At 65.9% G+C, this 23,363-nt stretch carries 20 protein-coding genes; 6 read left to right on the top strand and 14 right to left on the bottom strand.

Going from position 1 to position 23,363, the window contains the following annotated elements; genetic code table 11:
* The first annotated feature begins 88 nt into the window (after positions 1-88).
* Positions 89-1,603 (top strand): glycerol kinase GlpK, encoded by a 1,515-nt coding sequence (gene glpK / locus C5E10_RS07820; RefSeq protein ID WP_104331158.1) that lies wholly within the window; start codon positions 89-91, stop codon positions 1,601-1,603.
* Positions 1,604-1,728: 125 nt separating this feature from the next.
* Here glpK and trpD read toward each other — a convergent pair whose 3' ends face one another.
* Positions 1,729-2,787: an anthranilate phosphoribosyltransferase gene (gene trpD, locus C5E10_RS07815; RefSeq protein ID WP_104331157.1), complete on the bottom strand. Its 1,059-nt coding sequence runs from the start codon at positions 2,785-2,787 to the stop codon at positions 1,729-1,731.
* 106 nt (positions 2,788-2,893) lie between these two features.
* Here trpD and C5E10_RS07810 point away from each other — a divergent pair, with 106 nt between their 5' ends.
* The 4 genes from C5E10_RS07810 (at position 2,894) to C5E10_RS07795 (ending at position 7,122) form a co-directional block, all read left to right on the top strand.
* Entirely contained in the window at positions 2,894-3,526 is a 633-nt protein-coding gene (locus C5E10_RS07810) for a heme-copper oxidase subunit III (protein ID WP_236558405.1), read from the top strand.
* 22 nt (positions 3,527-3,548) lie between these two features.
* Positions 3,549-4,382 (top strand): c-type cytochrome, encoded by an 834-nt coding sequence (locus tag C5E10_RS07805; protein ID WP_104331155.1) that lies wholly within the window; start codon positions 3,549-3,551, stop codon positions 4,380-4,382.
* A 72-nt stretch (positions 4,383-4,454) separates the two neighbouring features.
* Positions 4,455-5,534: a ubiquinol-cytochrome c reductase iron-sulfur subunit gene (locus tag C5E10_RS07800; protein WP_104241161.1), complete on the top strand. Its 1,080-nt coding sequence runs from the start codon at positions 4,455-4,457 to the stop codon at positions 5,532-5,534.
* The gene (locus C5E10_RS07795) at positions 5,518-7,122 is read left to right on the top strand and encodes a cytochrome bc complex cytochrome b subunit (protein WP_104331154.1); all 1,605 of its coding nucleotides are present in this window, start codon (positions 5,518-5,520) and stop codon (positions 7,120-7,122) included. The genes C5E10_RS07800 and C5E10_RS07795 overlap by 17 nt, the downstream gene beginning before the upstream one ends.
* An 867-nt stretch (positions 7,123-7,989) precedes the next feature.
* Here C5E10_RS07795 and C5E10_RS07790 read toward each other — a convergent pair.
* The 5 genes from C5E10_RS07790 to C5E10_RS07770 all read right to left on the bottom strand — a co-directional run bounded on the left by C5E10_RS07790 (position 7,990) and on the right by C5E10_RS07770 (position 13,108).
* Positions 7,990-8,412: a cytochrome c oxidase subunit 4 gene (locus C5E10_RS07790; protein ID WP_104331153.1), complete on the bottom strand. Its 423-nt coding sequence runs from the start codon at positions 8,410-8,412 to the stop codon at positions 7,990-7,992.
* Positions 8,409-10,130, bottom strand: a complete 1,722-nt coding sequence (gene ctaD, locus C5E10_RS07785) for a cytochrome c oxidase subunit I (RefSeq protein WP_104241157.1) — start codon at positions 10,128-10,130, stop codon at positions 8,409-8,411. Before ctaD ends, C5E10_RS07790 begins: the two co-directional genes overlap by 4 nt.
* Positions 10,131-10,141: 11 nt before the next feature.
* Complete coding sequence (coxB, locus tag C5E10_RS07780; RefSeq protein WP_104331152.1) at positions 10,142-11,095, bottom strand: cytochrome c oxidase subunit II; 954 nt, start codon at positions 11,093-11,095, stop codon at positions 10,142-10,144.
* Positions 11,096-11,223: 128 nt separating this feature from the next.
* Entirely contained in the window at positions 11,224-11,589 is a 366-nt protein-coding gene (locus tag C5E10_RS07775) for an iron-sulfur cluster assembly accessory protein (RefSeq protein ID WP_104241155.1), read from the bottom strand.
* A 100-nt stretch (positions 11,590-11,689) separates the two neighbouring features.
* A complete protein-coding gene (locus C5E10_RS07770) occupies positions 11,690-13,108 on the bottom strand; it encodes a dipeptidase (RefSeq protein ID WP_104331151.1) in 1,419 nt (472 codons plus the stop codon).
* 40 nt (positions 13,109-13,148) lie between these two features.
* Between C5E10_RS07770 and C5E10_RS07765 the strand changes: the two genes are divergently transcribed.
* Positions 13,149-13,733: a DUF3043 domain-containing protein gene (locus C5E10_RS07765; protein WP_160071698.1), complete on the top strand. Its 585-nt coding sequence runs from the start codon at positions 13,149-13,151 to the stop codon at positions 13,731-13,733.
* Positions 13,734-13,945: 212 nt separating this feature from the next.
* Here the strand turns inward: C5E10_RS07765 and C5E10_RS07760 are convergent, their stop codons facing one another.
* The 8 genes from C5E10_RS07760 to C5E10_RS07725 all read right to left on the bottom strand — a co-directional run bounded on the left by C5E10_RS07760 (position 13,946) and on the right by C5E10_RS07725 (position 23,261).
* The gene (locus C5E10_RS07760; protein ID WP_104331149.1) at positions 13,946-14,977 is read right to left on the bottom strand and encodes a quinone-dependent dihydroorotate dehydrogenase; all 1,032 of its coding nucleotides are present in this window, start codon (positions 14,975-14,977) and stop codon (positions 13,946-13,948) included.
* Entirely contained in the window at positions 14,974-15,483 is a 510-nt protein-coding gene (gene nrdR, locus C5E10_RS07755; protein ID WP_104331148.1) for a transcriptional regulator NrdR, read from the bottom strand. Before nrdR ends, C5E10_RS07760 begins: the two co-directional genes overlap by 4 nt.
* A complete protein-coding gene (gene hisD, locus C5E10_RS07750; protein WP_104331147.1) occupies positions 15,483-16,787 on the bottom strand; it encodes a histidinol dehydrogenase in 1,305 nt (434 codons plus the stop codon). Before hisD ends, nrdR begins: the two co-directional genes overlap by 1 nt.
* Before the next feature lie 63 nt (positions 16,788-16,850).
* Positions 16,851-20,360, bottom strand: a complete 3,510-nt coding sequence (gene dnaE, locus C5E10_RS07745) for a DNA polymerase III subunit alpha (RefSeq protein ID WP_104241149.1) — start codon at positions 20,358-20,360, stop codon at positions 16,851-16,853.
* A gap of 76 nt (positions 20,361-20,436) precedes the next feature.
* On the bottom strand, positions 20,437-21,363 hold the full coding sequence (locus C5E10_RS07740) for an RluA family pseudouridine synthase (RefSeq protein ID WP_104331377.1): 927 nt from the start codon (positions 21,361-21,363) through the stop codon (positions 20,437-20,439).
* Positions 21,363-21,914 carry a signal peptidase II gene (gene lspA / locus C5E10_RS07735; RefSeq protein WP_236558404.1) on the bottom strand — a complete coding sequence of 184 codons (552 nt, stop codon included), beginning with the start codon at positions 21,912-21,914 and terminating at the stop codon, positions 21,363-21,365. Before lspA ends, C5E10_RS07740 begins: the two co-directional genes overlap by 1 nt.
* A gap of 10 nt (positions 21,915-21,924) precedes the next feature.
* Complete coding sequence (locus C5E10_RS07730) at positions 21,925-22,671, bottom strand: DivIVA domain-containing protein (RefSeq protein ID WP_104331145.1); 747 nt, start codon at positions 22,669-22,671, stop codon at positions 21,925-21,927.
* Positions 22,672-22,976: 305 nt separating this feature from the next.
* The gene (locus C5E10_RS07725; protein WP_104241146.1) at positions 22,977-23,261 is read right to left on the bottom strand and encodes a YggT family protein; all 285 of its coding nucleotides are present in this window, start codon (positions 23,259-23,261) and stop codon (positions 22,977-22,979) included.
* Positions 23,262-23,363: the final 102 nt, after the last annotated feature.

The raw sequence follows: 23,363 nt of genomic DNA, 5'->3' as shown, positions 1-23,363 counted from the left end.
GCAGGACACCACCAGCGATGCTCGCGCCAGTCCCGCATCGCGTTTTTCACCGCTGGCACATCACCACCTCTGACAAGGGAGTCACTCCGTGAGCAAGTACGTCATCGCCATCGACCAGGGAACCACCTCCTCGCGAGCCATCGTCTTCGACCACTCCGGGTCGATCGTGTCGACGGGTCAGCTCGAGCACGAGCAGATCTTCCCCAAGGCCGGCTGGGTCGAGCACGACCCCAAGGAGATCTGGAACAACACCCGCGAGGTCATCGGCCAGGCGCTCTCGAAGGCGAACATCACCAGGCACGACATCGCGACGATCGGCATCACGAACCAGCGCGAGACCGCCGTCGTCTGGGACAAGACCACCGGGGAACCCGTCTACAACGCCATCGTGTGGCAGGACACGCGCACGCAGCCCATCGTCGACCGGCTCGCGGCCGAGGGCGGCGTCGAGCGCTTCAAGGACACCGTCGGGCTCCCCCTCGCCACGTACTTCTCCGGAACCAAGATCGTCTGGATCCTGGAGAACGTCGAAGGTGCACGGGAGCGCGCCGAGGCAGGCGACCTCGTCTTCGGCACGACTGACAGCTGGGTGCTCTGGAACCTCACCGGCGGCGTCGACGGAGGCGTCCACGTCACCGACGTCACGAATGCCTCCCGCACGCTCTTCATGGACCTCGAGACGCTCGCCTGGGATCAGTCGATCCTCGACGCCTTCGGGGTTCCCGCGTCGATGCTCCCGGAGATCAAGTCCTCCTCCGAGGTGTACGGCCACGCCAGCACGCAGTCACTGCTGCGCGAGGTGCCGATCTCCGGCATCCTCGGCGACCAGCAGGCGGCCACGTTCGGCCAGACCGCCTTCACCTCAGGAGAGGCGAAGAACACGTACGGCACGGGGTCGTTCCTCATCTACAACACCGGCGAGAAGATCGTGAAGTCCGAGAACGGACTGCTCACGACGCTCTGCTACAAGCTCGGCGACGCGGCTCCCGTCTACGCCCTCGAAGGCTCGATCGCCGTGACCGGTTCGCTGGTGCAGTGGCTGCGCGACAACCTGGGGCTCATCAACTCGGCTCCGGAGATCGAAGAGCTGGCGAGCAAGGTCGAGGACAACGGCGGCACCTACATCGTCCCGGCGTTCTCCGGGCTCTTCGCCCCGTATTGGCGACCTGACGCACGCGGCGCCATCGTCGGCCTCACGCGCTTCGTGAACAAGAACCACATCGCTCGTGCGGCCCTCGAATCCACGGCATACCAGACCCGCGACGTCCTCGAGGCATCGAACGCGGACTCCGGCGTGCCGCTCGCGGAGCTGAAGGTCGACGGCGGCATGGTCGCGAACGACACGCTCATGCAGTTCCAGGCGGACATCTTGAACACGGATGTCGTGCGCCCCGTCGTCACGGAGACGACCGCGCTCGGTGCGGCCTACGCCGCTGGGCTCGCAGTCGGATTCTGGAAGGACCTGGACGAGGTGTCCGCCAACTGGCAGGAAGACAAGCGCTGGACGCCGCAGATGCCGGAGGAAGAGCGCGAGCGTCTCTACCGGAACTGGAAGAAGGCCGTCTCGAAGACCCTCGACTGGGTTGACGAGGACGTCAAGTAGCGCCCTGGGCGATTCCCGACGACCGAGGCCCTCAGCAGTTCGCTGCTGAGGGCCTCGGTCTGTCCTGGTGCGGCGTCGTCGCGTTGCTCACTCTGCTGTCCCGCTGCGCCGATCGGCGACTGGCTTCACGCGGAGCGTGTCGCCGCCACCCAGGCATCAAGCGTCTCGATCGCTCGTCCGGAGTCGATGCTTGTGGCCGCGTCGGCAATGCGCGCCGCGAGGCGCTCTCGGAGCGGCCGCTCTGCCGCTTCGGGCGTCACTGCGAGGTCATAGGCCACGAGGCCCGCGGCCGCGTTGAGCAGCACGATGTCTCGGACGGCGCCGTGCTGCTTCCCGGAAAGCACAGCGCGGGCGATGGCCGCGTTCTCCTCAGGCAGACCGCCGAGGAGCTCCTGCATGTCGTAGGTGCCGAGGCCCACGTCCCGTGGGTGGAGATCGTGTTCGGTGATCGCCCCGTTCGACACCTCCCAGACGTGGCTGTAGCCGGTGACGCTCAGCTCGTCGAGGCCGTCGTCGCCCCGGAAGACCAGAGCGGTGGCGCCGCGGGTGCGGAAGACCCCGGTAATCAGCGGAATGGCGGCCTGGCGGGCGACCCCAACGGCCGATGCCTCGGGGCGAGCGGGATTCGTGAGGGGGCCGAGCAGGTTGAAGACCGTGGGAACCCCGAGCTCACCGCGCACCTTCTTGGCGTGGCGGAACCCCGGGTGGAACTGCGCGGCGTAGACGAAGGTGAGTCCGACCTCCTCGAAGATGCGTCCCACTCGAACAGGGTCGGCCGTGTGGACTGCGCCAAGAGCCGAGAGCACGTCGCTGGACCCGGACTTCGCGCTCGACGCTCCACCCCCGTGCTTCACGACGGGGACCCCCGCGCCGGCGCAGACCATCGACGCCATCGTCGAGACGTTCACGGTCCCGACCATGTCGCCGCCGGTGCCGACGATGTCCAGCGCAAGCGGGGGCACCTCGAGCGGCACGGCGTGCTCGAGGATCGCATCACGGAACCCGACGACCTCCTCGACCGTCTCGCCTTTCGCGCGGAGGGCGACCAGGAACGCAGCGAGACGCGCTTCGCTGACGTCGCCGCTCATGACCTGGCGCATGGCCCACGTGGCCTGCGCGACGCTGAGGTCATCACCGCCAAGGAGCTTCTCGAGCAATCCGGGCCAGGTCTCGGTCGATGTCATGCAGGAAACGATAGCCGTCCACCACCCAGGCACACCTAATCGGACGCGACCCGCCGGTACGCCGTGCGTTGTCTCGGGAACCTGGGAAATCGGTCATAATGGTCAGGTGACTGCTGCAACCACCGCTCAGGCCGTGCACACGGTCCATCGCCCCAATACGACTGCCATCGGCGTCATCGTTTGGCTCGGTAGTGAGGTGATGTTCTTCGCTGGGCTCTTCGCGATCTTCTTCACTCTGCGCTCTATGGCGCCAGAGCAGTTCGCCGAAGGCCACAGTGCGCTGAACGTGCCCTTCGCCACCATCAACACGCTGATCCTCGTCAGCTCGTCGTTCACGTGCCAGTTCGGCACGTTCGCGGCTGAGCGCGAGCAGGCCCGCGCCACCGGCAAGAGCCCCAAGAACTGGGGCGCGATCGAGTGGTTCTACCTCACCGTCCTGCTCGGAGGCATCTTCGTCGCAGGCCAGGTCTGGGAGTACGCCACGTTCGTCAGCGAGGGCTACGTCCTCAACCTGAACGCGTTCACGAGCGCCTTCTACATGACGACCGGCTTCCACGGCCTGCACGTGACCGGCGGACTCGTCACGTTCCTCCTCGTGATCGGCCGCATGTACTCTGCCCGCCGCATGGGAACTCGCGAGGTCAGCAGCGCGCTGGGCATCTCCTACTACTGGCACTTCGTCGACGTGGTCTGGGTTGCGCTCTTCTTCGTCATCTACCTGCTGCCCTACTTCTCGTAGCCCGATCCTGGAGAACACACCAATGTTCCGAACGACCAAACCACGGACTGCGAAGACGGCGACCCGCAAGACGGCTCGCCGCCGCACCCCCCTCGCCACCGCGGCTCTCCTCGGCGCAGGCCTCCTGCTGACCGGCGGCGCGTACACCGCGATCGACACCGCAACCACGGCTGCTGCAGCCGAGGACGTGGCTCCTGCAAGCGCCGCAGACATCGAGAACGGCGCGGCGCTCTTCGGTGCCAACTGCGCCACCTGCCACGGGATGAACGCCGCGGGCACCGAGAACGGCCCCAGCCTCATCGGCGTCGGTGCCGCTGCGGTCGACTTCCAGGTCGGCACCGGTCGCATGCCCATGCAGGCCAACGCCGCCCAGGCCCCCGCCAAGCCCGTCCAGTTCGACGAGCAGGGCATCTCGGACCTCGGCGACTACGTCGCTTCCCTGGCCCCCGGCCCCGCCGTCCCCGACGAGAAGTACCTGCAGGCCGATGGCGATGCAGCACGTGGAGCAGAGCTGTTCCGCATCAACTGCGCCATGTGCCACAACGTCGCAGGCGCTGGCGGTGCCCTCACCGAAGGGAAGTTCGCGCCCGAGCTCATGACGGTCGAGCCCGTCCACCTCTACGAGGCGATGATCACGGGCCCGCAGAACATGCCCGTCTTCAACGACGCGAACCTCACCCCCCAGGACAAGGCCGACATCATCACGGCGATTCGCTGGCAGACCGAGGTCACCGGCACGATCGGCGGCAACAGCCTCGGATCGCTCGGTCCAGTCTCCGAGGGCCTCTTCATCTGGATCTTCGGAATCGGCGCAGGCGTCGCGATGGCGGTCTGGATCGCCACTCGACCGAACTAGTGCCGGAAGAAACCCGGCCCGGGTCCAAACGACTTACTGCAGCTGAACAGACACACCCAGAAAGGGATCACCATGGCTGATGGCGAACACGGCGGAGAGCTTCGCACTGCTCCTTCGTCGGAGCGGGCGCCTCACATCGGGACCGCGATCCTTCCCAAGGACGGCTTCGAGAACCCTGGCATGCCGGCGCACCGCGACCGGATCACTGACGCGGACCCCGCGCAGGCGAAGCGCACCGAGCGCCTCCTCGTCGCGCTGTTCGTGTTCTCGGCACTCGCCAGCATCTTCGCTGTCGTCGCCTACTTCGTGTGGCCGATCAGCCGCGAGGACATCTCAACCGTCCGCCTGAACAACATGTTCCTGGGCATCGGCATCGCACTCGCGATGCTCGCCATCGGCATCGGCACGGTCGCCTGGTCCAAGTACCTCATGGCCGACCACGAGATGGCCGAGGCCCGCCACCCGGGCAAGGGCTCCCCCGCCACTCGCTCGCGAGCGGTCGAGGTCTTCGCGCAGGCGAACGAGGAGTCAGGCTTCAGCCGCCGCAAGCTGTTCCGCAACTCCCTCATCGGAGCCCTCGTCGCCATGCCGCTTCCCGGCATCGTGCTCTTCCGCGACCTCTACAACGGCAACAACCCGGACCCGGTCGAGTCGCTCTCCCACACCATGTGGGAAGAGGGAACTCGCCTCGTCCGCGACCCCACGGGAACGCCGATCCGTGCTGCGGATGTCACCTACGGTTCTGCCTTCCACGTGATTCCCGACGGCCTGATCGACCTCGAGCACCACCTGCTCGAGGAGAAGGCCAAGGCGGTTGTCCTGCTCATGCGCTTGCCTGCCGACCAGCTCAACGAGCGCGAGGACCGAGCGGGATGGTCGTACGACGGCATCGTCGCCTACTCCAAGGTCTGCACGCACGTCGGTTGCCCGGTCGCTCTCTACGAGCAGCAGACGCACCACCTGCTGTGCCCGTGCCACCAGTCGCAGTTCGACGTCAAGAACCACTGCGAGGTCATCTTCGGACCAGCGGGACGCCCGCTCCCGCAGCTGCCGATCGCTGTCGACGACGAGGGCTACCTCATCGCGCAGAGCGACTTCACCGAACCTGTCGGACCGAGCTTCTGGGAGCGACGCCATGACTACAACGTATAAAGCTCCGGTCCGCGAGGGCGGGTTCATCGCCGGCGCCGCCAACTACCTCGACGAGCGCACCACCATCTCCGGTGCGGTCAAGGAGTTCGGGCGCAAGATCTTCCCGGACCACTGGTCCTTCATGCTCGGTGAGATCGCGCTCTACAGCTTCGTCGTCATCCTGCTCTCTGGAACCTTCCTGACGTTCTTCTTCGACCCGTCGATGGCGCACGTCGAGTACGAAGGCTCCTACCTCCCGCTCAAGGGCATGGGCATGTCAGCCGCCATGGCGTCGACGCTCGACATCTCCTTCGACATCCGTGGCGGACTGCTCATGCGTCAGGTGCACCACTGGGCAGCGCTGCTGTTCGTTGCGTCCATCGGGCTCCACATGCTGCGCGTCTTCTTCACCGGAGCGTTCCGCAAGCCTCGCGAGCTCAACTGGGTCGTCGGCTTCGTGCTCTTCATCCTCGCGATGGCAGAGGGCTTCACCGGCTACTCGCTCCCCGATGACCTGCTCTCCGGCAACGGCCTGCGCATCATCGACGGAATCATGAAGGGCATCCCGCTGGTCGGAACGTGGGTCTCCTTCCTGTTCTTCGGCGGCGAATTCCCTGGCACCGAGATCGTCGGGCGCCTCTACTCGCTGCACATCATGATCCTGCCCGCCATGGTCATCCTGTTCATCGCGCTGCACCTGGCGCTCATGGTGATCAACAAGCACACGCAGTGGCCCGGCCCCGGCCGCACGAACGGCAACGTCGTGGGAAACCCGGTCCTCCCGGTGTTCGCCGGCAAGGCAGGCGGGTTCTTCTTCCTGATCTTCGGCCTGATCTTCCTCATCGCGTCGTTCTTCTCGATCAACCCGGTCTGGAACTACGGGCCGTACGACCCCTCCCCCGTCTCCGCAGGAACCCAGCCCGACTGGTACATCGGATTCGCCGACGGCATGCTGCGACTCATCCCGCCTGGCTGGGAGGTGTACTGGTTCAACCACACGTGGTCGTTCGCGATCCTGACGCCGCTGATCCTCATCGGGATCTTCATCGTGCTGGTTGTCGTCTACCCCTTCATCGAGGCGTGGATCACCGGTGACAAGCGCGAGCACCACCTGCTCGACCGCCCGCGCAACGCCCCCACCCGCACCGCGATCGGCGCAGCCGGCGTCACGTTCTACGCCGTCATGTGGGCTGCGGCGAGCTCCGACCTCATGGCGACGCACTTCCACCTCGCCATGGAGCACGTCATCCACTTCCTGCAGGTGATGCTGTTCCTCGGACCGGTCATCGCGTACATTGCCACGAAGCGGATCTGCCTCGGACTCCAGAAGCGCGATCGTTCGCTCGCGCTGCACGGTGTCGAGTCGGGACGTGTCCTGCGACTCCCCCACGGCGAGTTCGTCGAGGTCGAGGTACCGCTCGACAAGTACGACCGATGGGAGCTGGTCTCCTACAACGAGCAGGCGCCGATCATGCTCCGTCCGAACGAAGACGGCAAGATCACGGCTCCCATGCGTCTGCGCGCCGCAATGTCGCGCTGGTTCTTCGAGGACCGCGTCGAGCCCGTCACGAAGACGGAGATCGAGCAGGCACACCACGGCCACCACTAGGTCGTAGCAACTCCCTGCGCCTTCGGGCACAAGAGGGGCTGTCAGTTCCGCGTCAGCGGACCGACAGCCCCTCTTCTCGTGCACGCAGTCGAGGGGCCCTCCTCCGGGGTACCTCGGAAGACCAGGAAGACCGGGAGGCTAGGGAGGGCTGCAGCGACCTGGGTGCTCTGGGTGCTCTGGGTGACCTGGGTGCTCTGGGTGACCTGGGTGACCTGGGTGACACGGACCGGAGACCACGGGGCTGTCTCCCCCAGTCGAAGACTCACGATCGGACACGGTCTCGCCGAGCACTGCTGGGTTCTCGTCGTCGCCAGCTCTCGTACGAGTCATCCGCGCACGAAGCCGCGTGGGGGAACGAAGAAGCCAGAATTCGAGGGAACGAGCAGGACACGGCAGCGTTGCCGAACCCCGCGAGTTCCACACCACTCGAGGCATTGTCCGGGCACGGCACCGAGGGCACGGAGACCCCGGCGCGTGCCTCACAACCCACTTCCGTGACCTCATGGACGCGAGACGGGAGGGAGCTCCCCGTTTCCACAGCTGTGCCCACGATTGGCGCACCCAGGGCCGGCGGGTGAGGGTCGGGCCTCAAGAAGGCGGCACTCTTGCTGCGCCCGGGCCCAAGCGTGCTTCGAGCGCGCGGGCATCAGGTGAAGACAGAGGCTCCAAGGCCCGAGGTGCGCGTGCCGCCTCAGCCCGCTCTGGGACTCTCGAACCGTCTCCGGGCCCACAAACACGGACTCTGGGCCCAGGGAATACCACAGGGGCACGTGGAGCCTGTCAGGGTGGCGCGGGCCTCGTCAGCGTAGTGACGGCAAAAGGCCCGCCCCTCTTGTGAGGGACGGGCCTGAAGCCTGCAGACGGCGCCTAGTGGGCGTAGCGTCCGCGGTAGTACTCGAACACCCAGCCGACGATGGCGACGATGAACAGGGGTGCCGCGAAGTACGCGAACCACCATCCACCGATCGACAGGCCGAGGAAGATCAGCCCGACGGCGAGAGCAAGCACAAACGGCCACCAGCTCTGCGGCGGGAAGAAGCCGAGCTCAGGGTCAGCGTCAGCGATCTCGCCGTCGAGCCTGTCTTCCGGAAGGACGTGAACTCGGAACGGCTTCGCCGAGCTGCCGAGGTAGAAGGCGACGAAGGCGACGAAGATGCCGGACAGCGCCAGCGCCACGATGCCAACCCACTCGTAGTGGCCGAGGGCCGCATGAGTCCAGAGGGTGTAGACGACGGTCACGACCGCGTAGAAGACGGCGAGGACCCAGAGGAGGCGTGCGGAGGTCTTCACTCTCGTTCTCCGATCTTGTCGTTGACTGGCGTCAGGTCGCGGTAGCCGTGCGGTGCGACCTCGGGGTGGTTGAGATCGAACGCCGGACGCTCCGAGCGGATGCGCGGGATGGACGTGAAGTTGTGACGCGGCGGCGGGCAGCTGGTCGCCCACTCGAGCGAGGAGCCGTAGCCCCACGGGTCGTCGACGGTCACCTTCGGTGCGTTGCGGGCCGTGATGAAGACGTTCAGGAAGAACGGCAGCAGTGAGATCGCGAGCACGAAGGCGCCGAACGTCGACAGCTGGTTCATCCACGTGAAGTTGTCTTCGGGCTGGTAAGTCGCGTATCGACGCGGCATGCCCATGACACCAAGCCAGTGCTGGATGAGGAACGTCATGTGGAAGCCGATGAACAGCAGCCAGAACTGGATCTTGCCGAGGCGCTCGTTGAGCATCTTCCCCGTCCACTTCGGCCACCAGAAGAAGAAGCCGGCGAACATGGCGAAGACGATCGTTCCGAAGATCACGTAGTGGAAGTGCGCCACGACGAAGTACGTGTCAGACACGTGGAAGTCGAGCATGGGCGATGCCAGGATGACGCCCGTCAGACCACCGAAGACGAAGGTGACGAGGAAGCCGAGGGAGAACAGCATCGGCGTCTCGAACGTGACGGAGCCGCGCCAGAGCGTTCCCAGCCAGTTGAAGATCTTCACACCGGTCGGCACGGCGATGAGCATCGTCATGAGCGCGAAGAACGGCAGAAGCACAGTGCCCGTCACGTACATGTGGTGAGCCCACACAGACGCGGAGAGTGCCGCGATGGCGATCGTCGCGTAGACGAGCGTCTTGTAACCGAAGATCGGTTTTCGGCTGAAGGCCGGGAAGATCTCGGAGACGATACCGAAGAACGGCAGCGCGAGGACGTACACCTCTGGGTGGCCGAAGAACCAGAACAGATGCTGGTAGAGGATCGCTCCCCCGGCCTCGACGTCGTAGATGTGCGTCAGGAACACGCGGTCCATCAGCAGACCGAACCAGGCGGCCGCGAGAACTGGGAACGCGAACAGCACGAGGATCGACGTGATCATCGCGTTCCAGGTGAAGATCGGCATGCGCCACATCGTCATGCCGGGTGCGCGCATCGTGATGATCGTCGTGATGAAGTTCACGGCACCGAAGATCGTCGCGAATCCTGTCGCGGCGAGCCCGGCAACCCAGAGATTGCCTCCGACTCCCGGTGAGTAGGTCATCGTCGACAAGGGGACGTACGCCGTCCAGCCGAAGGATGCCGCACCTCCCGGCGTGAGGAAGCCGCCGACCGCGATGAGCGCGCCGAAGGTGAAGAGCCAGAACGCGAACGCGTTCAGTCGCGGGAACGCGACGTCGGCCGTACCGATCTGCAGTGGCACGAGCACGTTCGCGAAGCCGGAGAAGAGCGGCGTTCCGAACATGAGCAGCATGATCGTGCCGTGCATCGTGAAGAGCTGGTTGTACTGCTCTTTGGTGTCGATGATCTCCATGCCCGGCTCGAAGAGCTGGGTGCGGATGACCAATGCCATGACTCCGCCGATGCAGAACCAGACAAAGCTCGAGATCAGGTACATGTACCCGATGGTCTTGTGGTCCGTCGAGGTGATCCAGGTGACGAGGACGTTGCCCTTGCGCTCGACAGAGCGGCTCGGAGCCGTGGTCGCCTCAGAGACCGGGGTGATGCCTGGACGGTTCAGCGTTGACGTCATTTTCGTCGCCCCTATTCCGACTCGTGGTTGAACTCGGGAACATCAGTGCCCGGAAGGTTCTGGTTGCGGTTGTAGTCGTCGCCGTGGGCGCCGACGTTGCCCGCCGCGCGCAGCTCGGCGATGTAGGCGTTGTACTCGTCCTGCGAGACGACCTCGACCTGGAAGAGCATCATCGAGTGGTACTCGCCACACAGCTCGGCGCACTTGCCCATGTAGGTGCCTTCACGTTCTGGCACGAACGACATGGTGTTGGTGTGGCCGGGGATGTTGTCGATCTTGTAGTGGAAGTCGACGACCCAGAAGGAGTGGATGACGTCGCGCGACTTGATGTCGAGCGTGACGTTCGCGCCAACCGGGAGGACGAGCTTGGGCAGCGCTTCCTCGTCGATGGTTCCGGTCGCAGCGCCGCGCTCACCGTCGACAGACGGCTCGCGGTCTTCCTGCGCCTGGATGCCCTCGTAGTAGACGCCAGAGTCATACGCGGTGTTGCTGGTCGGCAGGTAGTTGAAGTCCCATGCCCACTGCTTGCCGTAGACCTCGATCTTCACGTCCTGCTCTTCTTCAGCGAAGTTCGAGACGACAGGAGCCTCCTCTCGCACCGTGAAGGCGAAGAAGCCGGCGACGAGGATGATCGGGACCACTGTGAAGAGGATCTCGATGGGCATGTGGTAGCGCAGCTGAGCTGGCAGACCCTTTTCGCCCTTGCGGCGGCGGTACATCACGGATGCCCAGATGATGAGCCCCCACGTGATGCCGCCAACGACAAGCAGAATGATCCAGGAGTTGACCCAGAAGTTCGTAAAGGCGTCGGAATGGTTGGTGACGCCGGGGTCACCGGGCATGTAGCCCCGTAGTTCTTGCGACGTGCAGCCAGCCAGAATCAGAATCAGGGCTGCTGCAATCGGAGCGGCGAACCACTTCACGCGGCGGGTGTCTCGCACGGCAAACCTTTCGAGGTGACGCATACAGGTTGCTGTCAGTCTAGTGGGAATCTCGCGGGCGAACGACTCGGGGCGCGCGGAGACGACGAAACGGCGCGGTCAAAGACCACGCCGTTTCGGGTGTGTCGCGGGGCGCTGCCCCGCGTGTCGGGTCAGTGGAACGAGTCGCCACAGGCACAGGATCCCTGCGCGCTCGGGTTGTCGATCGTGAAGCCCTGCTTCTGGATCGTGTCTTCGAAGTCGATCTTCGCGCTGTCAAGGTAGGGGACGCTCATCGGATCGACGATGACTTCCACTCCGTCGAAGTCGACGGTCGCGTCGCCGTCGAGGATGCGCTCGTCGAAGAACAGCTGGTAGATCAGCCCGGAGCAGCCACCGGGCTGCACGGCGATGCGCAGGCGGAGTCCGCCCTCGCTCTCCTGGCCGATGAGGTTCTTGATCTTGTCCAGGGCTGCCTGCGTGAGGGTCACGGAGTGCGTGGCCTCGCTCACGGTGATGCCTTCAAGAACTGCGCTCATTGATTCTCCTCGTGCTGCTCGGCGGGACGACGTGCTCCCGCGCTCTTCACGTCGATAACGGCGTGTGAGGCAAGGATATTCCTCCCACGCAGGAATCGCATCACCGGATGTCCGCGTCAGGGCGAGCGAAGCGGTGCAGGAACAGCGCCTCTGCTGAGATCGCCCGGCGGAGGACACCCAGGTCCTGAGACTCGTTCGGGCTGTGCGCCATCGTCGCCGGGTCCTCGACCCCGGTCACCAGGATCTCCGCCTCCGGGTACACCTCGGCGAGCGCCGCGATGAAGGGGATCGACCCCCCGATGCCCGTCTCCGTTGGCTGGGCGCCCCATCCGTCCTCCATCGCCGTCTTCATGAGACCGACGGCTGGTCCGGCCGTGTCGACGAGGAACGGCTGCCCCAGGTCCGGCTGGGTGATCTCGATGTGCGCTCCGAACGGCGCATGCTCGCGAAGGTGGCGTTCGATGGCCTCGAACGCGCGCGCGGCGTCGTCGCCAGGGGCGATGCGGGCGGAGAGGCGCACGGATACCGCTGGGAGGAGCGTGTTCGAGGCCTCGTCGACGCTCGGCGCGTCGATGCCCGTGATCGTGATCGCTGGCTGGTTCCAGAGCCGGTCGTGGACGGTGCCGGTGCCGATCGTGGCGACGCCCTCGAGCAGTTCCGCGTCACGGCGCACGTCGGCCTCGTCGCCCCCGGAGGGTCCGTCGGCGCGCGAGCCGAGCCCGGAGACCGCGACGGCTCCGTGCTCGTCCCAGAGGGAGTCGAGGAGCCGGACGGTCGCGAGCATCGCATCCGGAACCGCTCCCCCGAGCATGCCGGAGTGCGAGGCGTGGCCGAGCGTTCGCACGGTCACCTTCATCGTCACGTTGCCGCGCAGCGAGACGGTCAGGCCGGGGACGGTCGTCGACGGGTTGTCGCTGTCGGCGACGATGATGGCGTCAGCGCCGAGAGCCGCCATGTGCTTCTCGAGGAAGTCGGCGAAACTCCGCGAGCCGTTCTCCTCCTCGCCCTCGATGAAGACCGAGATGCCGATCTTCGGCCGACCGGACGTCGCCGCGCTGAGCGCCTCGACAGCCGCGATGTGGGTCATGACCCCGGCCTTGTCGTCGCTGGCGCCGCGGCCGTAGAGGCGGCCATCGCGAAGCGTCGGCTCGAACGGCGGAGTACGCCAGTCGTCGGCGCTGCCCTGCGGCTGCACGTCGTGGTGAGCGTAGAGGAGGACCGTCGGCTGGCCGGGCTCAGCAGCCCTCGTCGCGATCACCGCGGGCTGACCGGCGTAGCCGTCGGCGGTCTCGACGCCATCGATGTCCACGGAGTCGAACACCCCCGTCTCGCGGAGCAGCTCAGCGGTGCGCTCTGCGCTGCGTCTCACGTGGACGCGGTCGAACGCATCCCAGGACACCGATGGAATGCGGACGAGCCCGGCGAGCCGCGCGATCGTGGTCGGAAAGCGGTCCTCCACGGCTCGGAGGAGCGCCTGTTCCTGGTCATGTGCATCGAGTGGGGCATCGGAGAGAGTCATAGCGGTTAGGCTAAATCACCCAGAGTTCTTGAGAGGCATCATGTCGAAGCACGAGTCCAAGAGCGCCGAGACAGCATCGCTTCCCGCGAAGAGTCCGGCCAAGAAGCAGCAGCCGACCCCCACGAGGCGCGAGCGCGAGGCGCAGAACCTGCGTCCCCTCGTCCCCGAAGACCGCAAGCAGGCCAAGCGCGAGATGCAGGCGAAGGTGCGCATCGAGCAGGCCAAGGCACGTGAGGGGCTCGCCAAGGGCGACGACCGCTACCTCCGTCCCACCGAGCGCGGCCCGCAGAAGCGCTTCATGCGCAACTACATCGATGCGCGGTACTCGATCGGCGAGCTCCTGCTCCCGATGATGTTCCTCGTCATCTTCGCCACCTTCATCCCGAGCCAGTCTGTCGGCATCTGGGCCATGAGCTTCATCTGGGCCTTCCTCGCCGTCTGCGTGCTCGAAGCCGTCATGATCGCGAACATCATCAAGCGACGCATCGCGGCTGTCGTCGGCAAGGACAAGGTCGAGAAGGGCATCATGATCGGCACGATCGCCCGGAGCCTCCAGCTGCGCGTCATGCGCATGCCGAAGTCGCAGGTCAAGCGCGGCGCGAAGATCGAGTTCACGGGCAAGTAGTCCTGGCCCGGAGCTTCCTGCTCGTCAGCGGGAAGTCCACACCGTAGAAACTCGACACCGCGAAACCGCGACACAACAGAAATTCGAAGGCCCGAACGGTATTCCGCTCGGGCCTTCGCTGTTTCACAATCTAGACCTGCACGGGGCCCAGCAGGTGTCAGCTGCCTGAGAATCGCGAAGACGGCACGATCTGCGAGCAGCGAGGCCTGCTCTCAGGGCCTCAGGCGCGCGAGCCCCCGGTTGATGCTGGCAGCCCAGCCAGGGCCGGCGTAGAGAAACTCCGTGTACCCCTGCACGAGCGTCGCGCCGGCGTCGAGACGCCGCTGCACTTCGGCGGCATCGGCGACGCCTCCGACGGAGATGATGCAGAGGCGCTCCCCCGCCGTCTCCTTGACGATTCGCAGCACGTCGAAGGAGCGTTCCGTGAGCGGTCGTCCAGAGAGGCCTCCAGCACCGAAGGCCTCGACGACCCGCGAGGATGTGCGGAGCCCGGACCTCGAGATCGTCGTGTTCGCGGCGATGACGCCAGCGAGCCCCTCATCGATGGCCAGCTGCGTCACTTCGCGGATCTCGCCGTCCGTGAGGTCTGGTGCGATCTTGACCAGCAGAGGCACGTCTGGCGCCGCGTCGCGGGCCGCCCGCAGGATGGGCGTCAGGGACTCGAGCGACTGCAGGCTGCGAAGGCCGGGCGTATTCGGCGATGAGACGTTGACGACCAGGTAGTCGGCGACGTCCTTCACGGCCGACGCGGCCGCGGCGTAGTCGAGGTGAGCGTCCTCTGCTTCGGTGGTCTTGTTCTTGCCGATGTTGACGCCGACGATGACGGTGCGGTTTCGGCGAGCCGCGATGTTCGCCGCCGCGAGCTCTGCACCCCGGTTGTTGAATCCCATGCGGTTGATGAGCGCGCCATCCGCGACGAGCCGGAAGAGGCGAGGACCCAGGTTCCCGGGCTGCGGTCGCGGCGTGACCGTGCCGACCTCGACGTGTCCGAAACCGAGGGCCGCGAGCCCGTCGATATCCTCTGCGTCCTTGTCGAATCCTGCTGCGAGACCGAACGGCGATGCGAAGCGAAGCCCCATCGCCTCGACCGCCAGCGACTCGGCCGGGGCCGTGAACGGCGACGCCATCCTGGCGGGAATGCGACGCCCGAGAGTCCTGATGACGCCGGATGCGAGGGCGTGGGCACGCTCCGTGTCCATCTTCGACAGCACGTGGGTGAAGAGCAGTCGGTACGCGGCGTTCATCTGGCCTCTTCCTCGATGGTGGACTCCCCGTCTGCCGATTCCGTGGCGTACTGCGCCCTGATGCCGTCCTCGTGCATCTGCTCGATGGCTGCTCGGAAGTCGTCGAGGCTCGCGAAGCCCTGGTACACGCTCGCGAACCGGAGGTACGCGACATCGTCGAGCTCACGAAGCGGTGGCAGGATCGCGAGCCCGATGTCGTTGGCCTCGATCTGGGATGCCCCCGTCGATCTGATGCTCTCCTCGACGCGCTGGGCCAGCAGAGCGAGATCCGTGTCGGTGACGGGCCTCCCCTGGCAGGCCTTGCGCACCCCGGCGACGACCTTGTCCCTCGAGAAGGACTCGACGACGCCGTTGCGCTTGATCACGGCCAGGCTCGCCGTCTCGGTCGTCGAGAAACGGCGACCGCATTCGGGGCATTGCCGCCTCCGACGGATCGCGAAGCCGTCGTCGCTGGTCCGTGAGTCGATGACCCTCGAGTCGGGGTGCCTGCAGAAGGGGCAGTGCATCAGCTGAACCTCGCCGTCACTGCTTCGCCGTGCGCGGGGAGGTCCTCAGCTTCGGCGAGGGCCACGACGTGACCGCTCACCGTCCGCAGCGCCTCGCGGTCATAGCGGATGACCTGCTGCGGTCGCAGGAACGTGTGCGCCCCGAGGCCGGGCGTGTGGGCGGCCTGCCCTCCCGTCGGGAGCACGTGGTTCGACCCTGCGAGGTAGTCGCCGAGGCTCACGGGCGAGTTCGCCCCCATGAAGATCGCACCGGCGTTGTGGAGTGTCGCGAGCACGGCCTCGGGCTCGCGGGTCTGCACTTCGAGGTGCTCGGGTGCGTATGCGTTCGAGACCACGGCCCCGGCGGCGAGGTCGTCGACGAGGATGAGCGCGGACTGGCGTCCGCCGAGCGAGATGCGGACCCGTTCGGCGTGCTTCGTGGACGCGGCTCTGGCGGCGACACGCTCGAGCACTCGTTCGGCCCACTCGAAATCCGGTGTGACGAGGAGAGCCGAGGCGAGCTCGTCGTGCTCCGCCTGGCTGACGAGGTCGGCGGCGACGTGATCGGGATCCGCCGAGTCGTCGGCGAGCACGAGGATCTCCGTGGGTCCGGCCTCGGAATCGATGCCCACGAACGACTGCACGATGCGCTTCGCGGCTGCCACGTAGATGTTGCCAGGGCCCGTGATGACTTCAACGGGCTCGAGGCCGATGTCCGGGACGCCGTGCGCCAGCGCACCGATCGCGCCGGCACCGCCCATGGCGTAGACCTCCGTGATGCCGAGCAGGCCAGCCGCACCGAGGATCGTCGGGTGGACGCTCCCGCCGAATTCGCGCTGAGGCGGCGACGCGATCGCGATGGAGGCCACCCCGGCGGCCGCAGCCGCACAGACGTTCATGACGACGCTCGACGGATACACGGCCTTGCCGCCTGGCACATACAGGCCCACGCGGGCGACGGGGTGCCAGCGGAGCTCGACGATGGCGCCGTCTCCGAGCGTCGTCACACGCGGCGCGGGGACCTGCGCCGCGGATCCGGCCCGCACCCGCTCGATCATGGCCTCCAGACCAGCGCGGACCCGAGGGTCCAGGCCAGCCGTCGCTTCGTCGATGTCCTCCTGAGGGACCCGCAGATGGGGTGGCTCGACGCCGTCGAGGCGAAGGGCCTGCTCCCGCAGGGCGGCACCGCCTTCGTCGCGGACCGCGGAGATGAGCTCCGCTGCCGTGCCGAGGGCGCGCGTCACGTCGAGCTCGGCACGAGGGAGGATGTTCCGAAGCTCGGAGGCGCTGAGCGCAGAACCACGCAGATCGATGAGTTGCATCATGGTTTCTCCATCGTAGTCAGGCAGGAGGGAGTGCCGTCGCGACGGCAACGGCCGAGGCGGGCTCTACTCCAGGCAGCTCGGCCCGAGGAGCGCCTTCAGCTCCCCGTAGAGGTCCTGCGTGATGCGCACGCGGTGCGGCAGCTCGAAGCGGCGGATGACACCGGGAGTCCGCAGCCTGAGCCGCACCTCGCTCTCGCCCGAGTGTCGCCGCAGCACCTTGCCGAGCGCGTCCACGACGGGCTCGGTGGCACGCGTATCCGGGATCGTGAGCGTCAGCGTGCCGGCGTCCTCGGCCGCGGAGATCTTCGGCAGGGTCAGCCCCTGCGCGTGGAGGTTCATGCCGTCGTCTCTCTTCGAGACACGGCCCTTGACCGCCACGATCACGTCGCCCTGGAGCTGCGTCTGGAACTCCTGGTAGGTCTTGCCCATGAACATCACCGTCATGGTGCCGCCGAAGTCCTCGACCTCGATCATGCCGTAGGGGTTGCCCGAGTTGCGGGCGACCCGGTGCTGCACGCTCGTGATGAGGCCCGCGATCGTCACCTGGGAGCCGTCTTCCAGGTTCTCGGCCTGCGTGAGGTCGAGGATGCTCGTCGTCGCGAGCTTCGCGAGGTCGCGCTCGAGACCCGCGAGCGGGTGGTCGGACACGTAGAGCCCGAGCATGTCGCGCTCGAAGGCGAGCTTGTCTCTGCGGTTGAACTCGGGGCGGACGGGAACGTCGTCCTCCTCCGCCTCGAACTCGTCGAGTCCCGCGAACAGGTCGACCTGGCCGTGCGCCTCGTTCCGCTTCCGCGAGACCGCGACGTCGATGGCGTTCTCGTGGACCTCGACGAGCGCGCGGCGGGTGTTGCCGAGCGAGTCGAACGCGCCGGCCTTGATGAGCGACTCGACGGTGCGCTTGTTCGCCACCGTCGTCGGCACCTTCTTCAGGAAGTCGTGGAACGACGTGAACGCCGTCTTCGATTCCCTGGCCTTCTGGATCTCCTCGACCACGTTCGCGCCCACGTTGCGGACGGCACCGAGGCCGAAGCGGATGTCCTCGCCGACCGCGGAGAAGTTGACGAAGGACTCGTTGACGTCCGGTGCGAGCACGGTGATGCCCATGCGGCGGCATTCGTTGAGGTACATGGCGAGCTTGTCGCGGGAGTCGCCGACGCTCGTGAGCAGGGCGGCCATGTACTCGGCCGGGTAGTGCGCCTTGAGGTAGGCCGTCCAATAGGAGACCACGCCGTAGGCAGCGGAGTGCGCCTTGTTGAAGGCGTAGTCGGAGAAGGGCAGCAGGATGTCCCAGAGCATCTTGACCGCTTCGTCGGAGAAGCCGTTCGCGTGCATGCCGCCCTGGAAGCCCGCGAACTGCTTGTCCAGCTCCGACTTCTTCTTCTTGCCCATCGCTCGACGCAGGATGTCCGCCTGGCCGAGGGAGAACCCTGCGACCTTCTGCGCGATGGCCATGACCTGCTCCTGATAGATGATCAGGCCGTAGCTGGTGGAGAGGATCTCCTTGAGGGGCTCCTCGAGCTGCGGGTGGATCGGCGTGATCTCCTGCTCGCCGTTTTTGCGCAGCGCGTAGTTGATGTGCGAGTTCGCGCCCATGGGGCCCGGGCGGTACAGCGCGATGACGGCCGAGATGTCCTCGAAGTTGTCGGGCTTGAGCAGACGCAGGAGCGATCGCATCGGGCCGCCGTCGAGCTGGAACACGCCGAGCGTGTCTCCGCGGGTCAGCAGCTCGTAGGCGCCGACGTCGTCGAGTTCGAGATCTTCCAGAACGAGATCGATGTCGCGGTTCGCCTTGATGTTGACCAGCGCGTCGCTCACGATCGTGAGGTTGCGCAGGCCCAGGAAGTCCATCTTGATCAGGCCGAGGGACTCGCTCGCCGGGTAGTCGAACTGCGTGACGATCTGGCCGTCCTGCTCCCGCTTCATGATCGGGATGATGTCGATGAGCGGATCGCTCGACATGATGACGCCAGCCGCGTGCACACCCCACTGGCGCTTGAGGTTCTCGAGTCCGCTCGCCGTGTCGAAGACCTTCTTCGCGTCCGGGTTGCTCTCGATGAAGGCGCGCATCTCGGAAGCCTCCGAGTAGCGCTTGTGCTCCTTGTCGAAGATGCCGCTGAGCGGGATGTCCTTGCCCATGACGGCCGCCGGCATCGCCTTCGTGAGCTGGTCGCCCATGGAGAACGGGTAGCCGAGCACGCGAGAGGCGTCCTTGAGGGCCTGCTTGGCCTTGATGGTGCCGTACGTCACGATCTGAGCGACGCGCTCCGAGCCGTACTTCTCGGTGACGTACTTGATGACCTCAGACCTGCGGCGATCATCGAAGTCGACGTCGAAGTCGGGCATCGAGACGCGGTCGGGGTTGAGGAAGCGCTCGAAGATGAGGCCGTGGCGCAGTGGGTCGAGGTCGGTGATGCCCATCGCGTAGGCCGCCATCGACCCGGCACCGGATCCACGGCCGGGACCGACGCGGATGCCGTTGTCCTTCGCCCAGTTGATGAAGTCGGCGACGACCAGGAAGTAGCCGGGGAACCCCATCTGGTTGATGACGCCGATCTCGTAGTCGGCCTGCTTGCGCACGTCGCTCGGGATGCCGCCCGGGTAGCGCTTGCCGAGGCCGGTGTCGACCTCCTTGATGAACCAGCTGCTCTCCGTCTCTCCCTCCGGCACGGGGAAGCGCGGCATGTAGTTGGCGCTCTCGTCGAACTCCGCGGAGCAGCGCTCGGCGATGAGCAGCGTGTTGTCGCACGCCTCCGGGTGGTCGCGGAAGATCGCGCGCATCTCGGCGGCCGACTTGAGGTAGTACCCCGTCCCGGAGAACTGGAAGCGGTTCGGGTCGTCCATGGTCGACCCGGACTGGACGCAGAGGAGCGCAGAGTGGCTGTCAGCGTCGTGCGAGTGCGTGTAGTGAAGATCGTTCGTCGCGACCAGCGGAAGGCCGAGGTCCTTCGCGAGCTTGAGCAGGTCGGGCATCACGCGGCGCTCGATGTCGATGCCGTGGTCCATGATCTCGCAGAAGTAGTTCTCCGCGCCGAAGATGTCCCGGAACTCCGCGGCGGCGGCGCGAGCTTCGTTGTACTGCCCGAGCCGCAGCCTCGTCTGCACCTCGCCGGAGGGGCATCCGGTCGTCGCGATGAGGCCCTTCGAGTACGTGTTGAGCAGCTCGCGGTCCATTCGCGGCTTGAAGTAATACCCCTCCATGGACGCGCGGCTCGAGAGCCGGAAGAGGTTGTGCATGCCCTGCGTCGTCTCGCTGAGCATCGTGATGTGCGTGTAGGCACCGGAACCGGAGACGTCGTCTCCCCCGCCGTTGCCCCACTTCACCCGAGTCCGGTCGCCACGGTGCGTCCCCGGCGTCAGATAGGCCTCGGTGCCGATGATCGGCTTGATGCCGTGCTCTTTGGCGGCCTTCGCGAACTCGTAGGCGCCGAACACGTTGCCGTGGTCGGTCATCGCCACCGCGGGCATGCCCTGCTCGACAGCGGCCTTCATGAGCTCGCCGATCCGGGCTGCCCCGTCGAGCATCGAGTACTCGCTGTGGACGTGGAGGTGGGCGAACGAGTCTGCTGAAGGCAATGTCTCTCCGGGAAGAAGGGTGGATCGGCGCACCCATCTTAGATCGCTGGAGCGGGTCCGCGAGCGTGCCTGTGGACTACAGCTCGCCCTCGCGGAGCACCTCGAGCGAGTGCGCCAGGTCGTCGGGGTACTCGGTCGTGAACCGCACGGGCTCACCTGTTCTGGGGTGCGCGAACCCGAGCTCCTTGGCATGCAGCCACTGTCGCTTGAGGCCGAGCTTCGCGGCGAGGATCGGGTCGGATCCGTAGAGCGGGTCGCCGATGCAGGGATGGCGCTGTGCGGCCATGTGCACGCGGATCTGATGCGTGCGCCCCGTCTCGAGGTGCACCTCGAGGAGGGCTCCACGACGGAACGCCTCCGTGGTCTCGTAGTGCGTGACGGAGGGCTTGCCCTCGCTTGTCACGGCGAACTTCCACGAGGACCCGGGGTGTCGGCCGATGGGGGCGTCGATCGTCCCGGAGAGCGGATCGGGGTGGCCCTGGACGACCGCGTGGTAGACCTTGTCGACCTCACGGTCGTGGAACGCCTTCTTGAGCTGCGCGTACGCCAGCTCGCTCTTCGCGACGACCATGAGTCCGCTGGTGCCCGCGTCGAGGCGATGCACGATGCCCTGGCGCTCCGATTGCCCGGACGTCGAGATCGTGAAGCCCGCCGCTGCGAGCGCCCCCAGGACCGTCGGCCCATCCCATCCGATCGATGGATGGGCTGCCACGCCGACGGGCTTGTCGATCACGACGAAGTCGTCCTCGTCGTGCACGATCTTGAGGTCCGGCACCGCGATCGGCACGACTTCGACCGGCCCTGCCTGCTGCCATTCGACGGAGATGACGGAGCCCGCCATCATCCGGTCGGACTTGCCGACCTGCTTGCCGTCGATCGTGATGCCGCCGGCTGCAGCGATGTCGGCCACCTGTGTCCTGCTGAGCCCGAGGAGCTTCGAGACTCCCGCGTCGACGCGGGAACCCTCGAGACCGTCTGGGATCGGGATCGTCCTGGATTGCATCACGCGTCTTTCTTCGCCTTTGGTCGGCGCTTGCCGTCGAATCCGATGTCGAACAGGGTGAGCAGCACGAACGCCGACATCCCCACGACGATGCACATGTCCGCGACGTTGTAGATCGCTGGAAGCATCCAGGGCGTGTAGATGAAGTCGATGACGTGACCGACGCCGAAGCCCGGCTCGCGGAAGAGCCGGTCCCAGAGATTGCCGAGCGCCCCGCCGAGCACGAGCCCGAAGACGGCGGCCCACAGCTTCGAACCCAGCTTCCTGGCCACGACGATGATGACGATCACCATGATGGTCGAGACGCCCGTGAAGATCCACGTCGAGCCTGCGGCGAAGGAGAAGGCCGCGCCGGGGTTCCTGACGAAATGCCACTGGAGGAATCCTCCGAGCACTTCGATGGTCTGGCCCTCGGTCATCGATCCGACGACGGCGGCCTTGCTGATCTGGTCGAGCGCAAACGCGCCGACGGCGACCGCGGCGAGCATCGCAAGAATGCGGATGCTCGGTCGCGATCGCCGTTCGGTGGTCTGCAGAGGTGTGTCCTCCACGTTCCGAATGCTACTGGCCCGCTGGTGCGGAGCCTTCGAGGACGTCGCTGGCCTGACGGTTCAGGTCGTTGAGCTGTCCCTCGATGTAGGAGCGCAGGTTGTTGCGGTACTCGCGCTCGAAGATGCGGAGTTCCTCGATACGAGCCTCGAGCTTCGTCTTGGTCTCCTCGAGGCGACCCAGGGTCTCGCGTTCCTTGGCCTCGGCCTCGGTGACGATCGTGCGGGCACGACCCTCGGACTCGGCCGTGATCTCGCGGGCACGCTTCTCGCTGTCGCCCTCGATCTGACGGGCGCGGTTCTCGGACTCGGCGACGATCTCTCGTGCACGGGTCTCACCCGTCGCGATGATCTCGTCGCGCTTGCGAGTTCCCTCTTCGACGTGCTCGTCGTGAAGGCGACGGGCGAGCGCGATGAGCGAGCTGCTCGTCTCGGCCTCGTCTTCGCCCTGTGCGACGACGGGGGCGGGAGCTGCGGGCTGAGCGAGCGGAGCGATGGGCTCCGGCTCGGGCTCGGGCGCTGCCTCGACCTCGACGCTTGGCTCCTCGACCGGGGCGGGAGCGGCTGCAGCAGGCGCGTGATCCGCGCGAGCCTGTGCCTCTTCGAGCTGCTGACGAAGCTGCTCGTTCTCCCCCACGAGGCGGCGCATCTCTGCAACGACCTCGTCGAGGAAGTCGTCGACCTCATCTTGGTCGTACCCCTCGCGGAACTTGGTCTGCTGGAAGCGTTTGTTGATGACGTCCTCAGGAGTGAGTGCCATGTCGGCCACCTTTCGACTCTCTCTGCGATTGGTCTGTATCTGGTATAGACACTGAGTTTTACTTCAAGACTCTGGGCCTGACTTCAAGACATTGGATCTTGCTTCAAGACACTGGGTCTGACTTGACAACACTAGCGTTGCACAGGTGTGCGCGCAGAACGTTGCTGTGCTGCACAGCACATAGGTCACATTACGGCACTTGGGTCCCGCGCGTCACATTCTGACGGGAAAGTCGGCATCGACCTCGCGGAAACGCCGATTCCGGCCGTTCGTGAGGCAGAAGCGGGCCCGGGCAGCCGCCACGCTCAGAGGAGGCGGACGAGATTCGAGGTGATGACGAGGGCGAACATCACGATGATCCAGGCGAGGTCGAGCGCGATGTTGCCGATGCGCAGAGGCGGGACGACCTTGCGGACCGCACGGAGGGGCGGGTCGGTCAGCGAGTACACGCCTTCGCAGAGCACGAGGACGAAGCCCTTCGGCTTCCAGCGCGGGGCGAACATGCGCGCGTAGTCGAGGATCAGCCGCCCCCACATCACCATGATGTAGAGGCCGATGATGAAGCCGAGGATCGCGCCGAGGATGTTCATTCGTTTCCTGAGATGTTGTCGCGCAGACACGGCGACGGTGCACCCACTGGATGCACCGTCTCACCGTTCGCGCGAATGCGGGCCGGTCCGCCTGGCGGCAGA

Origin of the sequence: Pseudoclavibacter sp. RFBG4 (assembly GCF_002931515.1) — a bacterium.
Taxonomy (GTDB): domain Bacteria; phylum Actinomycetota; class Actinomycetes; order Actinomycetales; family Microbacteriaceae; genus Pseudoclavibacter.
This window is presented reverse-complemented; position numbering and strand designations above follow the sequence as displayed.

Coding starts and splice junctions, on each gene's coding strand:
- trpD (WP_104331157.1), bottom strand. CDS start 2,787: ATGACATCGACCGAGACCTGGCCCGGATTGCTCGAGAAGCTCCTTGGC.
- C5E10_RS07805 (WP_104331155.1), top strand. CDS start 3,549: ATGTTCCGAACGACCAAACCACGGACTGCGAAGACGGCGACCCGCAAG.
- C5E10_RS07800 (WP_104241161.1), top strand. CDS start 4,455: ATGGCTGATGGCGAACACGGCGGAGAGCTTCGCACTGCTCCTTCGTCG.
- C5E10_RS07795 (WP_104331154.1), top strand. CDS start 5,518: ATGACTACAACGTATAAAGCTCCGGTCCGCGAGGGCGGGTTCATCGCC.
- ctaD (WP_104241157.1), bottom strand. CDS start 10,130: ATGACGTCAACGCTGAACCGTCCAGGCATCACCCCGGTCTCTGAGGCG.
- coxB (WP_104331152.1), bottom strand. CDS start 11,095: ATGCGTCACCTCGAAAGGTTTGCCGTGCGAGACACCCGCCGCGTGAAG.
- C5E10_RS07775 (WP_104241155.1), bottom strand. CDS start 11,589: ATGAGCGCAGTTCTTGAAGGCATCACCGTGAGCGAGGCCACGCACTCC.
- C5E10_RS07770 (WP_104331151.1), bottom strand. CDS start 13,108: ATGACTCTCTCCGATGCCCCACTCGATGCACATGACCAGGAACAGGCG.
- C5E10_RS07765 (WP_160071698.1), top strand. CDS start 13,149: ATGTCGAAGCACGAGTCCAAGAGCGCCGAGACAGCATCGCTTCCCGCG.
- C5E10_RS07760 (WP_104331149.1), bottom strand. CDS start 14,977: ATGAACGCCGCGTACCGACTGCTCTTCACCCACGTGCTGTCGAAGATG.
- nrdR (WP_104331148.1), bottom strand. CDS start 15,483: ATGCACTGCCCCTTCTGCAGGCACCCCGACTCGAGGGTCATCGACTCA.
- hisD (WP_104331147.1), bottom strand. CDS start 16,787: ATGATGCAACTCATCGATCTGCGTGGTTCTGCGCTCAGCGCCTCCGAG.
- C5E10_RS07740 (WP_104331377.1), bottom strand. CDS start 21,363: ATGCAATCCAGGACGATCCCGATCCCAGACGGTCTCGAGGGTTCCCGC.
- C5E10_RS07730 (WP_104331145.1), bottom strand. CDS start 22,671: ATGGCACTCACTCCTGAGGACGTCATCAACAAACGCTTCCAGCAGACC.
- C5E10_RS07725 (WP_104241146.1), bottom strand. CDS start 23,261: ATGAACATCCTCGGCGCGATCCTCGGCTTCATCATCGGCCTCTACATC.